Genomic DNA, 14,035 nt, shown 5'->3' with positions numbered 1-14,035 from the left:
ATTAATCCTGCTATGAATAAAGGCATCGATATTCCAATTGATATGGCGTATTTGCAACAGGTTATGTTAGAACTGTTTGCAATCCCCTGCCCTACAGGATTTACAGATCGTGTGGTTTATTATGTTTGTAATAAGTTACAAGAGCTGGGTATTAGTTATGACTTAACCCGACGAGGCACGATTCGCGCGCACTTAAAAGGGGCTGAACAACGTCCTGATCGGGCGATTGTGACTCATCTTGATACTATTGGCGCGATGCTGCGTGAAGTTAAAGGCAATGGACGGCTGAGTATTACGCCGATTGGCCACTGGTCAAGCCGGTTTGCGGAAGGTGCTCGGGTGACTATTTTTTCTGATGACAACAGCTTTCGAGGAACCGTTTTGCCCCTGTTAGCGGCAGGACATGCTTTTAATGAGGCCATCGATAGTCAACCCATTAATTGGGATCAGGTTGAGGTGCGTATTGATGAACATGTTTATACGGCTGATGATGTATATAAACTAGGTTTAGATGTTGGCGACTTTATTGCTTTTGATCCTAATCCTGAACTCTTGGACAATGGGTATATCGTATCTCGACACTTGGATAATAAAGCAGGCACTGCAGCGCTTCTTGCCGCTTTGAAAGCTGTTCTTGAATATAACATACCTTTGGCGATTGATTGTCACCCGATTTTTACGCTGACGGAGGAAGTTGGTTCGGGGGTGGGCCATGCTTTGGATGAAATGGTGACAGAGTTTGTTGGCGTTGATATTGCGCCTGTTGCACCTGGTCAGAACTCGACAGAGTTTGGCGTCACGGTTGCTCTAAAAGACTCCAGTGGTCCTTTTGATTATCACCTGTCGAGACATCTCATCAATTTATGTAAAGCGAAAAATATACCCTATCAGCGCGATGTATTTCGTTTTTATTATAGTGATGCGTTATCTGCTGTGCAGGCAGGTCATGATATTCGTCACTCACTCATCACCTTTGGCACTGATGCCACCCATGGTTACGAGCGAACACACTTATCGGCGCTTGAGTGCGTGGCAAAATTATTGGTAGCTTATATGGAAAGTGGTCCAGCACTCGACAGTGATAAAGTGGATGCCGCGCCAATGGAAGAATTTGCTAAACAACTTAAGCCTGAAAATATGCCGAAAAAAAATACCAGTGTGCCAGACATTAACAGTCTTTGATCTTTTGGGTAAATGTTGCTTTGATGGCGTGTAAGGTTAGTCTGATTTATTGAAGGTGAGGTAATTATGAATAAATGTAGGGATATCAATAGCACAAAATATCTGGTCATTTATTTCAACTGAACCAATGATAAGTTTGTAGGGGTCATCAAGTGGGGATTCGCTTTGTTCAATAATGTCTTCAGTGACATTTAAAATTTCACCGACACCATCAACTTTAAGTCCGTAAATACCATGATTGATTTCGTACGTGATGATTTTTTGATCGTGTGTTGGGTTAGTATAATTCAAATGTAGTATACTGCTGGCATCGATCAGGGTAAGTATTTCACTACGGTAGTTAATAATACCACTTACAAACTCAGGAGCGCCTGCAACACCAACAGGCGCAATGAAGTCGAGGATTTCTCTGATCACGCTGGTTTCGTGAAGACACCACACCTCACCAATCTGAATCGTTAGCCATTGTTTTGTCTGAGACATAACGCTCGCTTGTGTTGGTGTATTTATTAGTCAAGTATAGTCAACTATGATCAGGTGACTTCAAAAAATACTTTTTTTTTACACTTTTGATGTCACCAGCTTTTACTCAAAAAAGGGATTACCCTTCTGCTTTTTTTAGTGATGCCTTGATAAGTACTTGCCAAATAATGGCGGTGTTTGTGTTAGGATCTACCCGACGACGTGTTTGTTGCTGATTGGGTTTGATGATCTGTTCGGGGAGGAAGAGATAATCATTGCTTTTTAAAGAGCGATTTGATTTTAATTTGGCTAATAAAGAGAGTTTTCCATCAGGTAATGTTGTGAGTAGAAACTCCAAATGGGTTTTCTGGTCTGACAAGAAAATACTGGCTTCTTTATTGCTTTCCAAGTCAAGCGAAATGGTATCGAATTGCTGTTTGCCTACCTGCAGTTTACCTTGTAAATGATATAAGCCATCAGCCATATTAAAAGGGGCATACATTAAAAAAATACTGGTAATGCCGACCAGCAGCATACGATTAAGCAGCATAAAACTTATATTCCTGATAAATATAGGGTTTCCTGAAGCATGTTTTAATGTGAGTCATAAGAAAAAATATTATAGGGAACTTGCGGTGTAACGACAGCCTTTTAGCTGGATAATTGCTGTTTGCTTTAAGTAATTATTCGCTTTGTGACGTGGTTTAATGTTTTCACTGGGCATGGCGATAAGAGTTGTGGCAAATATAACCACAATCTTAAGGGTACCTCTAAAAAAGTATGTTTTTAGAGGTACCCTTAAAGTTTGGTACGTTTTTATTAATTTATGAAGGAATAGTCAATAACTGGATCAATTCTGTTTTATTTTGGGTGATATCTTCCAAGGTATAGCGATCCATTTCGAGCAAAAACGCTTCCATCGCTTTTGCCAAAGCCTGTTGTAGTGCGCAGTGTTCAACCAGTTTACAACGAGGTGTATGGCATTCAACGGCTTGCAAGTTACCTTCTAAGGCCCGAATAACATCGCCGAGTACAATCTCACAGGGTTTCTTTGCCAACCGAATCCCCCCACCTTTACCTCTCACGCTATAAATAATCCCAAGTCTTGTGAGTTGGTTGACGACCTTTACCAAATGGTTTCGTGAAATGTCATAGCGTATAGCCACATCGCCAACACTGGTCAATGAGTCGGCGGGTAATGTAGTCAGGTAAATGAGGGTTCGTAAACCATAGTCGGTGTATTGAGTAAGCTTCATACAGGGTCAATGCAGTTAACTAAAATCACTTGCTTCAGGTTAAATATATATTTAAGATGCATATTTTAAAATATGTATTTGAAATATAACTTTAAAATAACCGCTTACCTTGGAGCTTAAGAACATGCTTGACGCACAAACCATTGCTACTGTTCAGGCTACTATTCCTCTGTTAGAACAAGCTAATACGGCAATTACAACACATTTTTATCAGCGCATGTTTAAGTGGAATCCTGAACTCAAGCATATGTTTAACCTGAGCAATCAACATAACAGCACCCAGCCCCGAGCACTCATTAATGCAATTTTGGCCTATGCCAAGCATTTACATGAACCTGATCGTTTGGCACAAATGGTTGAACATATTGCGCAAAAACATACGGGATTTATGATTTTGCCTGATCACTACCCTATTGTTGGACAGCATCTGTTAGCAACGTTAGAAGAGCTTGCTCCTGATGCTGCAACACCAGAGGTGCTTGCAGCTTGGGAAAAAGCGTATGCTGTCTTGGCTAATATTTTTATTCAACGTGAAGGTCAGCTTTATGAACAGCGAGAATCTGTAACAGGTGGCTGGCGTGGACCTCGTTCATTTTGTGTTATTCGCAAGGAACGTGAAAGCGAATGTATTACGTCATTTGTGTTAGCGCCTGAGGATGGTGAAGCGGTGATGGACTTTCAACCAGGGCAATATCTTAGCGTTATTACACCTTCAGGTTCGGCTTCAACCTATCAACAAATTCGACAATATTCACTTTCGGATAAACCAAATGGGAAAACCTATCGAATTAGCGTAAAACGAGAGCAATCTCCACAACCAGGCTTAGTTTCTAATTATTTACACGAACAAGTGAAGGTAGGAGATAAACTAAATATATTACCTCCTGCAGGAGATTTTTACCTGCAAGCGGATCATAAAACACCCGTAGTATTAATATCAGCCGGTGTTGGGGTGACGCCTATGATGAGTATGTTAGAAAGTCTTTTGGATAGGCAGCATGCTGAAAAAATCTATTTTTTGCATGCCTGTGAGCATGGTGATGTTCATGCATTTGGTCGTTCTCTGTCAGCCTTAAAACAACAATATGCGAATTTAATAACGTATACATGGTATCGAAAACCAACGACTCAAGATCGTAAACTTAATGATTATGACTATGCAGGAATAATGAATTTAAGTTTATTAAATAAGTCACTGTTTAGCCCTGAACACCAATATTATTTGTGTGGGCCTTTATCTTTTATGGAAAATATTTATCAACAATTAATGACTATGAAGCGAATATCATCTGATCAGCTATTTTATGAAGTATTTGGACCTCATAATTCATTGGAAACAGATAATTAAACTATCAACGAGTGAAAGTTTAATTAATTTTTTGCTAAATAATATTTTTTGTGTTAAGAGTAAAGTTTCATTGGTGAATTAAAAATAAAATATATTCCTTATGTTTATGCTATCAAATATTGGTGATCTTTAAAGATAAGTGTCACCAGTCTGTCAACTTTATTTGGTTTAATTAATTCCCATCATTCATCGTGTGGGCTTTATTGCCAGTCTTAAATAACAGCTCTAGGGAAGTAGCTGTTATTCAACTTGTTTTGCAAATTACCAACATTTGCCAGACATCTGTGATAAAACGGCGTGCATATTTTATGCGATAAGTGGTTAATTCATTGCACTGAGCTGTAAGTTAACTCTCAGCAAGTCGTTACCTTAATGGCTTTGACTCAAAGTGTGAGCAGTGTGGGATTGACTATATCGTTTTGGCACGATGCAGAAAAACTCTAACATAAATAAAGAGAATATTATGCAAAATGTTGAATCTAGTAATGCTTATTATCTATCGAAATTTAACCAGTCATTTGGTGATAAGCCAACTGAAGTCAGGGATACGGAACATTACAAAGATGAATATGTGACAACATTTGTCGAAAAGTGGGATCAACTGATTGATTGGGATCGACGCTGGGAAACTGAAGGCTACTTTTTTATTGAACAATTGCGTTCACGAGGTGTAAAGAAGGTTTTAGATGTTGCGACGGGGACCGGTTTTCACTCTGTTCGTTTACTTGAGTCAGGGTTTGATGTGGTCAGTGCTGATGGGAGCCCTGCAATGTTGGCGAAAGCATTTGAAAATGCAAAAGCGCGTGGTCATATTTTACGAACGGTTCAAGCTGATTGGCGTTGGCTTAATCGTACGATTCATGAGCAATTTGATGCGGTTATTTGTTTGGGAAATTCATTTACGCATTTATTTAATGAACGGGATAGGAGAAAGGCGCTTGCAGAATATTACGCTACATTAAATCATGATGGACTGTTGATTTTAGATCAAAGAAACTATGACTCAATACTTGATGAAGGCTATAACTCAAAGCATAAATATTATTATTGTGGGGAAGCTGTTGTTGCTGAACCTGAGTATATTGATTCTGGATTAACACGATTTCGTTATTTTTTTCCTGATGGAAGCCAATATCATTTAAATATGTTCCCCCTACGTAAGCAGTACTTACGACGTTTATTACATGAAGTTGGTTTTCAAAAGATCGAAACATTTGGCGACTTTCAGGAGACATTTAAAGCAAATGAACCAGACTTTTTAATCCATGTGGCCGAAAAAGAGTATAAAAATAGTTATAGTGAGGTGTAAAAATGAATGAATCTCATAGTCAGGAAGTCAATAAAACAAAAGCGTATTATAATAGTTGTGATGCAGATAATTTTTATGCTCATATTTGGGGAGGAGATGATATTCATATTGGAATGTATGAAAATAATACAGATACGATAAAACAAGCAAGTCATCGAACCGTTCGTAAAATGGCGAATTTATCAAACATAAATAGGTCATCCAAAGTACTTGATATTGGGTCTGGCTATTGTGGGGCTGCACGTTATTTAGCAAAGACGTTTAATTGTAAAATTACAGCATTGAATCTCAGTGAAAAAGAAAATCAGCGAGCCAGGCAATTAAATAAACAAAACGCTTTGTCTGACCAGATAACCGTTATTGATGGTTCTTTTGAGCGTATGCCGTTAGAAAATAACAGTTTTGACCGTGTTTGGTGCCAAGATGCCATACTTCATAGTGCTAATAAACAAAAAGTATTTGAGGAAGTAGCAAGGGTACTTAAGCCTGGAGGCTGTTTTGTTTTTTGTGACCCTATGCAAACAGATCACTGTCCTAAAGGTGTATTACAACCTATTTTAGATCGTATTCATTTGTCTGCTTTGGCAAGTCCTGCATTTTATCGTAATATTGCATATCAAACTGGATTTAAAGATATGTTGTATTATGACTATAGCGTTCAATTAACACGGCATTACCAGTCTGTATTAAATGAAACGAATCGAAGGGAGAAGGAGCTTAAAAAACATGTTACTATCACTTACTTAAATCAAATGAAAAAAGGATTAAGTCATTGGATTGATGGTGGGCTCAAGGGGCATTTGTGCTGGGGTATATTTAAGTTTAATAAGATACAGGCAAATAACGCTGGTATTAACTAGCTGTGACCTGTCTCCTTCCCATGATTGAAATGCTTATTCTTTAAAGCCTAATGAGGGTTAAATGTTGTTATGGCTTTATCTCAAAAAATTAATCTGACTTAGAAGTAAAGCAGATTCTAATAAAAAATAACTCGTTGTTTTAACAGCTCTTCTACAAAAGTATTGGCTGATATTATCAAATATAAAATCAGTGATTGAAGTTCAATAAAACAAGAAGTGTATCAGTATTAGGTATAATAATGGTTTTTAGTTTTTTACTTTTTTTAGGTTTATTTGCAATCATTGGGATCAGTTCAACACTGGTAAGTCGTGGCACCAAAAAAGACTATTATTTGGCGAGTAAGTCAGTACCTCCAGCTTTTGTAGGGTTATCTGCTGTTGCAACCAATAACAGCGGCTATATGTTTATTGGTGTTATTGGGTACACTTATGTAACAGGATTGGCGGCTATTTGGTTAATGATTGGTTGGATCGCTGGAGACTATTTAGCATCAACCTTTGTTCACTCTCGGTTGCGAAAAGCAACAGGACAAACCGATGAAGTCAGTTTTGCTGGCGTGCTTAATCATTGGCATGGTCGGCAGGCTATGTTATTACAACGAGTAATTGCTCTGATATCCTTCGTTTTTTTGCTGGCATATGCCAGTGCACAGTTGGTTGCTGGCAGTAAAGCATTACATGTACTGTTAGGCTGGCCCGTTTGGGCTGGTGCCACCATAGGTGCGTTTTTAGTTATGTTTTATTGTTTATCTGGTGGTATTCGCGCTTCAATTTGGACAGATGTTGTTCAGTCAGTCGTCATGATTACGGCAATGGCGGTCATGTTAGTTGTTGCAACGGCCTCTTTTGGTGGTCCATCTCAAGTGATTATGGAAATGAGTCAAGTGGATGGTTTTTTAGACTGGTTTCCAAAAGATCTGGCTCTGCCAGGCATTTTGGGAGGATTACTGTTTGGCGTTAGTTGGGCTTTTGCTGGGTTATCGGTGATTGGCCAGCCACATATTATGGTGCGCTTTATGACATTGAGTAGTGCCACTAAAATGAGGCAGGCTCTATACATGGTTTGTTGCATTTTATGTGATGGCAACAACTGTTGGTATGATATCAAGAATTTATTTAAGTGATACAAGTGCATTTGATGCCGAATTAGCATTGCCAACGATGGCTTTGGAGCTGTTATCTCCTTTTATGGTTGGTTTGGTGTTAGCCGGTATTTTTGCAGCAACGATATCTACTGCTGATTCTTTAATATTAAGCTGCTTATCAGCCCTGACTCACGACTTATTACCCCATAACATTGAAAACACCTGGGTGTTAAAAATAACAACGGGATTAATAACGTTACTGGCACTTCTCTGGGCTGTTTTTAATCAACAAACGGTATTTAGTTTGGTTATTATGGCATGGTCATCACTCGCCAGCGCTTTTGCCCCATTACTGATTTGTTTATGTTTGGGAGGAAACCCAAAGCCTAAAGTCAGTCTCCTCGCAATAATAATGGGATTATCTACTGCATTAATCTGGCGATATTTAGGCTGGCACACAGTCATTTATGAAGGGATGCCGGGTATTTTGGTAGGGTTAATTGTGCTGTATTCACCTTTACTGTTAGCATTGTTTCAGACAACGGTTGTTAAACTTCGTTATTCAATAAAACCTTAAAATAATTAAAAGTGGTTTTTATTCTTTTGCCCTGCTTCACTTATACTATCCTTAGTATTTGCTTGGCAGTGGTGATTCAAATAGTGTTAACAGGCCCTAGTATTTATTTCCTGTAATGAGTGATATCGCTATGTCTGGTTGGAGTCCGGATTGTTATTTACAGTTTGCAAATGAACGCTTAAAACCCATTCAAGACTTAATTCACCGTATTTCATATGAACGACCTAAAAGGGTTGTCGATTTAGGATGTGGTCCTGGTAACAGCACTGCAGAATTAAGAAATCGTTGGCCTTATGCGGAAATAATGGGTATTGATCAGTCTAGTGAGATGCTGAACAAAGCTAGACAAAGTGGTTTGCAGGCTAACTGGCTCAAAGCCGATATCAGTCATTGGCAGGCTCTTGATTCTGTAGATGTTTTGTTTGCAAATGCCGTATTGCACTGGTTGCCAAACCATGAAGTACTATTTCCTCGATTGATTGATCAACTTACTACTTCCGGCATATTGGCTGTGCAGATGCCAGCCAACTTCGATACCCCACTTTATCAGCTTGTCGATGAATTGGTGTCGTCTGCTTATTGGCATAAACGCTTTAAGTCTTTTGAAAAAGCGATAACATTCGAAAAAACAGCATTTTATTACGATGTATTAGCGCCTTTATGCTCATCTATTGATCTTTGGGAAACCTGTTATTGCCACGTGATGGAAAATCATCAGGCTATTCTCAACTGGTTTCGAGGCACAGGATTACGCCCTTATTTAACAGCGCTTGATAATAATGACTGGCAGCAGGAATTTGAGCAGCAAATATTAATGGGATATCAGCAAGCGTATCCTAAACAAGAAAATGGCTATATTTTATTTCCCTTTCGTCGTCTATTTATCGTTGCTCAACGTTAATTCTATGGATTTTAAAGCCAAATCTAAAAAATTTTTAACATCCTAAGCAGAATTAATTCAATCACAACGGTGATAATGGTAATAATACAAACGACCAAAAAAGCATCAGTATTTTCTGTGCCTGGTAGTCCACCCACATTTATTCCCAGTAATCCTGTTAGAAAACTAATCGGTAGAAAAATTGCCGCAACAACGGTAAGTAAATAGGTGTTACGGTTTAGCTTTTCTGAAAGTTGTTGTTGTAGATTATCTTTGATAATGATGGCACGTTCACGCATTGTTTCTAACTCTTCAGTGACCCGAGTAATGTCATCTTGTACATTACGAAAACTAAAGCCCTGTTCGTGGTTTAACCAGGAAAGTTGGCTAAGGATCAAACTTGATAACGCGGTGACTTGGGGGGCAATATATCGCCTTAATTTCGTGACTTGATTACGAAGTTGTGTGACTTCACTGATTAAACGTGAAGTGGCGGTTAAGTCATCATTATTTTCTAAGTTATCAAGTTGCTCATCAAGCTGTTCGAGGTAAATCGCCATTTTATCAGTGAGTCCTGATATTAACCAAACAAGCAGCTCTGCCGTGTTTTCAGGATAAATACCCTCAATAAATTGCTGTTGAAGCTCATTTACGGTCACGAAGTGATATTTACTCAGGGTGATTAAGCGTTTTCCTTGAATCCAACACCGGATTGAAATCATTTCTTCAGGCGTTGCCCCTGGATTATGGTTAATACCTCGTAAGTTGAGCAAACAGTTATTCTGGTAAAGCTCACAACGTGGACGGGTATCTTCTGACAAAAGCGCTAAACTTATAGCTTCTGGTAGTTTAAGTTGATCTATTAACCATAAATCAAGGTTAGGTGTATCTCGTTTGAGGTGAATCCATACAAAGCGATCAGGATGAGGAGGTGTCAAAAGTTGCTCAGGGGTTAATGTTTGTCCTCCGCCTTTACCATCAAAAATCCAAGCAGCTTGCAGTGCATCTTCAATAGTTTTTAGGTCTGGAGTGGTATGACTCATCATTATCTCATTTTGGGCTGAACAAAAGTAAACGACGTAAGTCGTTTAATGGAATTAACCCTTGTATATCATTCTATTTTAAGTTTGTTAACATTTGTGAATATTTAGACATGAACTTCTTCTGTAGTCTTTAGGACTGCTCAATATTTTATCAAAATGTGGTCGTGTATTCTTTTGATAAGGAATGTACAGGTTGAACGAGCAATCGATTAATTGACACGAAGCTCAATTAAAGTAGCGAAGTTCATTTGACATCGGTGTGATGAGGTTAGTATTGAAGGATATCAATTTGAGAGCCACAACGTGCAAAAATAAACTGGTTAATGGGGTATCAGTTTCTTCTGGTCTTGCATGGGGACGAGCTTATCATTACCAGGATATTCTCTGGCGTGAGCATGATCATTATGCTGTAAGTAAACAACAGCTGACAAATGAGTATGATCGCATTGATACAGCGATTAGTGATGTACAAGACGACTTAATGCACTCAGCTCAGAATACGAAGGAGCATTTAAATGATGAAGTAGCCGATATCTTTCAGGTTCAGTCAATGATGTTGGATGACTTGACGTTACTTGATCAGCTTAAGGACACGCTGCGGACAGAACAAATTAATGCAGAACAAGTGATTAAAATCGTTTTCCGACGCTTAGCTGAACAATTCCGTGATGCCAAGGATGAGGCATTTCGTAGTAAAGCGGATGATATTGAAGATTTATGTCGCCGCCTTTTAATGTCGCTGGGTGGCATTCAAGCCCACATGCTGGAACGTCTTCCACCACACAGTGTAGTCATCGCCAGACGACTGTTACCCTCAGACACCATTTACTTATCCCGACAAGCCGCAGCCGGAGTGGTTTTGGAACAAGGCGGCTTAGGCTCTCATGCAGCCTTATTAACCCGCGAGTTAGGTATTCCCTGTGTAGGTCATGTGCAGGATATTTTTAACACGGTTAGCAACCGTTCGTTATTATTACTCGATGGTGATAATGGTACGGTTGTTGTTGATCCTGATCGAGAGACATTTCTTGGATTTCGTGATCTTGTCAAAAATCAGCGGAAACGCCTTCGTAAGGCACAGCAGCAACGGTTTGCTCCTGCAGTCAGTGCGGATGGTGAACTGATTTCGGTGATGGCCAATGTGAATTCACCTGAGGATGTACTAAACGCAAAAGCTCAGGGATGCGATGGGATTGGTTTATACCGGCTAGAAGGTGTTTACCTGAGCAATAAACTGGTGCCCAGTGCAGATGAGCTCTACAGCTATCTCCGTGAAGCGTTATATGTAGTGAGAGATCAGCCTCTCGTAATCCGATTATTAGATGCAGGTGGGGATAAAAGACCGCCCAGCCTTAATTTACCGGATGAGCCTGATCCCTTTTTGGGGCTTAGAGGTATTCGATTATTACGTGAAAACCTCGACTTACTGAAGACTCAGCTTGAAGTCCTGGCAAAGCTGTCATTGACAATGAAAGTCACCATTTTAATTCCAATGGTGACGCTGAAAGAAGATATTTTAGTTGTTAGAAGAATGTTACAAGCTGTTGTGGCTGAAAAAGGCTATCGCCAGGTACCACCATTAGGTTTTATGGTTGAAACACCGGCTGCCGCTTTATGTATTGAGCAGCTGCTACCTCTGACTGATTTTATCAGTATTGGGAGTAATGATTTAACGCAATATACGATGGCGGCAGGCCGAGAAAATATGTCAGTCAGTAGCTACTATATAGAACACCACCCTGCTGTTTTGAGCTTGATACAACAGGTTGTGGCCAGTAGCCACACACACATACCGGTATCATTGTGTGGTGAGCTTGCGGCAAATAAGCAGCATATTACGACACTGTTACGGTTAGGGTTAAGGTCTTTTAGTGTCGCCCCACCGATGATTCCTGAAGTGAAATCTATTATTCGTTTATGTCGAATTAAGGAATCACTCCAGGCGTAGAATTTACAGCCACTTAATAAGTGCGGCAGCAGAAAGACACAACGTTAATAAAGAAATAGTCACTGGTAATAACCAGCGATTGGTCTTAGGTGGTGTTGGAGGCATTGTTCCAGTATCAACGGTTAAGTTAACTTCTTCCTCAGGTAAATCTAAATCTGGTTCACAGTTAATGAGCGATAGCTTGGGTGGTTCATGTCTACTGGTATGGTGGTGCATGGGGGCTGTTGAGGTGTGACCAGATTGCGCACAATAAATTAATGCCAGTCGTGTCATAATAATTTGCTTATTAGGTTCACATATGTACTGAAACCAGTTTGCAGGAAAATCAATATAACGCAGGCCAACGGTAAGGATATGACCTGCAGGGATACGCAAATAACCATTGTCTTCAATAAACAAACTGAGGAAAGCTTGATCGTCTTCACTTAAACCGTTGTGATGCCCTTTTAGTGGTTGCATAAGACGCACAATAGCCTGATCTGTTGTATGAGCAAGTACCAGCACTGCACATGTCTGATCGGTCCACGTTAAAAGTGCGGGGTATGGAAACTGATCTGGCTGCAGCGCCTCATAGTTGATCGGAAATGCTGATTTACTTGCAGGTTCATTGGTTGGACTGGTAAGCAGTAAGTTGAGTCCAGCATAGACAAAGTCTCGCTGCAAAGGATACTCATCAAGGGGTAAGCAACAACTGCGAATCAGCGCATTCAGTTCGTATTGGAATAATGAGGGATGTAATGTGGTGTTTTCATGGAAATAGTTATAGATCGCTTCATTTTCAACCGAAAAGCCATGGCCTTTAAAATAAGGGTGCTGGCGATGGCTTAGAAATAAACTGGGTCGTTCACCTGCTTGATTTGACCAACTAAAATTAATGCCAATCTGATATTCGTTAACAGGAAATAAACGTTCCCAAACAGGTTTTAGCTGGCTATCAATCAGTTTCAGGTAACGGTCCACTCGCCGCATACTTATGATCCTATCCCTTACATTAACGAGGCATACCCTTTTGAACGGGATTACAACCGGTGATGGGTGCATGATACCTGGAATTCAGCTTTTAAACTGTTGGCTATGTTGCAAACTGTTCGACATTATTTATCGTGCTTGGTTTTTGACTTTTTTGCTGATCACTTTCTACTTTGATGATGTTTACGTTGGCTGTAGGGAAAATTATTTATCGTGCCTATTTATACCCCTAAAGAGGTATTTTACAGCATAAGCTTTGGACATTATGTATTTGTCTGCAGAATTTGAAATTATGTACTTAACTATTGGACATGGATTAGAGGAGAAAAAAGGAATGAACTCCCAGTCAATCATTTTTTTGAACGAGATTAAATTATCATGAAATCACTGGTAACGGTCTTATTTATTAGCTTGTTTTCAATCGGTAATGTAACTGCAGAAAAACTAAAAATTGCGGCAAATTCTTGGGCTCCTTTTGTTGGAGAGGAGCTATTGAATAGAGGGTTCTCTACAGATTTAGTGACGAATATTCTGATTAAGGCCGATTATGAATATGAAGTGCATATTGTGCCCTGGGCACGGGCATTAAATGGCACTTTTGATGGAGATTATGATGCGATATATATTGCTTGGTATAGTGATGAACGCGCTAAAAAACTCAATTATGCTGAGCCATACTTAGTTAACCGAATTAAATTTATTAAGCGCAAAGGTGAAAAAATCACCTATAAAACATTGGAAGATCTAAAGCCTTATAAAATAGGAATTGCACGTGATTATGCGTATCAAGCCGAGTTTGACAATGCCTCATATTTGAAAAAAGAGCCTGCAAGAACATTTGTTTTGAATTTAAAAAAACTACTGTCTAAGCGAGTCGATCTGACCTTGGAAGATGAGTGGGTGGCTAAATATGAGATTGCGAATAAGGCCAAAGATGCTGAGGGCAAGGTTGAATTTATTGATAATGCCCTCAGCGAAAATCCATTACATTTTGCAGTAAGTCGAAAAAATCCTAATCATGAGACCATTGTGAAAAAATTTAATGAAGCGCTGGCTGCTCTCAAAAAAGAGGGTACTTATGATGAGATCAAAACGCTTCATGGTTTTTGATAGCTA

Annotated in this window: 12 protein-coding genes and 1 pseudogene; 8 read left to right on the top strand and 5 right to left on the bottom strand. The window is 39.4% G+C overall.

Features of this window, described 5'->3' with window-relative positions; all coding sequences use genetic code 11:
- The first annotated feature begins 12 nt into the window (after window positions 1-12).
- Window positions 13-1,182, top strand: coding sequence for an osmoprotectant NAGGN system M42 family peptidase (locus tag ACQ96U_RS06505; RefSeq protein ID WP_431720430.1), 1,170 nt, complete (start codon window positions 13-15; stop codon window positions 1,180-1,182).
- Between the two features lie 36 nt (window positions 1,183-1,218).
- Here ACQ96U_RS06505 and ACQ96U_RS06500 read toward each other — a convergent pair whose 3' ends face one another.
- The 3 genes from ACQ96U_RS06500 to ACQ96U_RS06490 all read right to left on the bottom strand — a co-directional run bounded on the left by ACQ96U_RS06500 (window position 1,219) and on the right by ACQ96U_RS06490 (window position 2,900).
- A complete protein-coding gene (locus tag ACQ96U_RS06500; RefSeq protein ID WP_431720429.1) occupies window positions 1,219-1,665 on the bottom strand; it encodes a chemotaxis protein CheW in 447 nt (148 codons plus the stop codon).
- A gap of 118 nt (window positions 1,666-1,783) precedes the next feature.
- Window positions 1,784-2,194 carry a hypothetical protein gene (locus ACQ96U_RS06495; RefSeq protein WP_431720428.1) on the bottom strand — a complete coding sequence of 137 codons (411 nt, stop codon included), beginning with the start codon at window positions 2,192-2,194 and terminating at the stop codon, window positions 1,784-1,786.
- Window positions 2,195-2,468: 274 nt separating this feature from the next.
- The gene (locus ACQ96U_RS06490) at window positions 2,469-2,900 is read right to left on the bottom strand and encodes an Rrf2 family transcriptional regulator (protein ID WP_431720427.1); all 432 of its coding nucleotides are present in this window, start codon (window positions 2,898-2,900) and stop codon (window positions 2,469-2,471) included.
- Between the two features lie 124 nt (window positions 2,901-3,024).
- Between ACQ96U_RS06490 and hmpA the strand changes: the two genes are divergently transcribed.
- The 5 genes and pseudogenes from hmpA (at window position 3,025) to ACQ96U_RS06465 (ending at window position 8,980) form a co-directional block, all read left to right on the top strand.
- Window positions 3,025-4,248: an NO-inducible flavohemoprotein gene (gene hmpA, locus ACQ96U_RS06485; RefSeq protein ID WP_431720426.1), complete on the top strand. Its 1,224-nt coding sequence runs from the start codon at window positions 3,025-3,027 to the stop codon at window positions 4,246-4,248.
- A gap of 463 nt (window positions 4,249-4,711) precedes the next feature.
- Window positions 4,712-5,557, top strand: coding sequence for a class I SAM-dependent methyltransferase (locus tag ACQ96U_RS06480; RefSeq protein ID WP_431720425.1), 846 nt, complete (start codon window positions 4,712-4,714; stop codon window positions 5,555-5,557).
- Window positions 5,558-5,559: 2 nt separating this feature from the next.
- Complete coding sequence (locus tag ACQ96U_RS06475; RefSeq protein WP_431720424.1) at window positions 5,560-6,417, top strand: methyltransferase domain-containing protein; 858 nt, start codon at window positions 5,560-5,562, stop codon at window positions 6,415-6,417.
- Window positions 6,418-6,656: 239 nt separating this feature from the next.
- Window positions 6,657-8,079: pseudogene (locus ACQ96U_RS06470) on the top strand (sodium/proline symporter).
- A 130-nt stretch (window positions 8,080-8,209) separates the two neighbouring features.
- Window positions 8,210-8,980, top strand: coding sequence for a methyltransferase domain-containing protein (locus ACQ96U_RS06465; protein ID WP_431720423.1), 771 nt, complete (start codon window positions 8,210-8,212; stop codon window positions 8,978-8,980).
- A gap of 23 nt (window positions 8,981-9,003) precedes the next feature.
- Here ACQ96U_RS06465 and ACQ96U_RS06460 read toward each other — a convergent pair whose 3' ends face one another.
- Window positions 9,004-10,005 carry a CorA family divalent cation transporter gene (locus tag ACQ96U_RS06460; RefSeq protein WP_431720422.1) on the bottom strand — a complete coding sequence of 334 codons (1,002 nt, stop codon included), beginning with the start codon at window positions 10,003-10,005 and terminating at the stop codon, window positions 9,004-9,006.
- A gap of 286 nt (window positions 10,006-10,291) precedes the next feature.
- Between ACQ96U_RS06460 and ptsP the strand changes: the two genes are divergently transcribed.
- A complete protein-coding gene (ptsP, locus tag ACQ96U_RS06455) occupies window positions 10,292-11,950 on the top strand; it encodes a phosphoenolpyruvate--protein phosphotransferase (RefSeq protein ID WP_431720421.1) in 1,659 nt (552 codons plus the stop codon).
- 3 nt (window positions 11,951-11,953) lie between these two features.
- On the opposite strand, the gene ACQ96U_RS06450 is transcribed toward ptsP, so the two are convergent.
- Window positions 11,954-12,919 (bottom strand): hypothetical protein, encoded by a 966-nt coding sequence (locus ACQ96U_RS06450; RefSeq protein WP_431720420.1) that lies wholly within the window; start codon window positions 12,917-12,919, stop codon window positions 11,954-11,956.
- Window positions 12,920-13,297: 378 nt separating this feature from the next.
- On the opposite strand from ACQ96U_RS06450, the gene ACQ96U_RS06445 reads away from it, so the two are divergent.
- On the top strand, window positions 13,298-14,029 hold the full coding sequence (locus ACQ96U_RS06445; RefSeq protein WP_431720419.1) for a substrate-binding periplasmic protein: 732 nt from the start codon (window positions 13,298-13,300) through the stop codon (window positions 14,027-14,029).
- Window positions 14,030-14,035 lie beyond the last annotated feature (6 nt).

It is taken from the genome of Zooshikella sp. RANM57 (genome assembly GCF_050749885.1).
Classification (GTDB): Bacteria; Pseudomonadota; Gammaproteobacteria; order Pseudomonadales; family Zooshikellaceae; genus Zooshikella.
The sequence above is the reverse complement of the archived record's forward strand: the minus strand, read 5'-3'. Positions and strand labels throughout refer to the sequence as shown.

Bases quoted from the DNA above. Each gene is read 5' to 3' on its own strand.
- ACQ96U_RS06480 (WP_431720425.1), top strand. From the start codon at position 4,712: ATGCAAAATGTTGAATCTAGTAATGCTTATTATCTATCGAAATTTAAC.
- ACQ96U_RS06490 (WP_431720427.1), bottom strand. From the start codon at position 2,900: ATGAAGCTTACTCAATACACCGACTATGGTTTACGAACCCTCATTTAC.
- ACQ96U_RS06505 (WP_431720430.1), top strand. From the start codon at position 13: ATGAATAAAGGCATCGATATTCCAATTGATATGGCGTATTTGCAACAG.
- hmpA (WP_431720426.1), top strand. From the start codon at position 3,025: ATGCTTGACGCACAAACCATTGCTACTGTTCAGGCTACTATTCCTCTG.
- ACQ96U_RS06460 (WP_431720422.1), bottom strand. From the start codon at position 10,005: ATGATGAGTCATACCACTCCAGACCTAAAAACTATTGAAGATGCACTG.
- ACQ96U_RS06445 (WP_431720419.1), top strand. From the start codon at position 13,298: ATGAAATCACTGGTAACGGTCTTATTTATTAGCTTGTTTTCAATCGGT.
- ACQ96U_RS06495 (WP_431720428.1), bottom strand. From the start codon at position 2,194: ATGCTGCTTAATCGTATGCTGCTGGTCGGCATTACCAGTATTTTTTTA.
- ACQ96U_RS06450 (WP_431720420.1), bottom strand. From the start codon at position 12,919: ATGCGGCGAGTGGACCGTTACCTGAAACTGATTGATAGCCAGCTAAAA.
- ACQ96U_RS06500 (WP_431720429.1), bottom strand. From the start codon at position 1,665: ATGTCTCAGACAAAACAATGGCTAACGATTCAGATTGGTGAGGTGTGG.
- ACQ96U_RS06465 (WP_431720423.1), top strand. From the start codon at position 8,210: ATGTCTGGTTGGAGTCCGGATTGTTATTTACAGTTTGCAAATGAACGC.
- ACQ96U_RS06475 (WP_431720424.1), top strand. From the start codon at position 5,560: ATGAATGAATCTCATAGTCAGGAAGTCAATAAAACAAAAGCGTATTAT.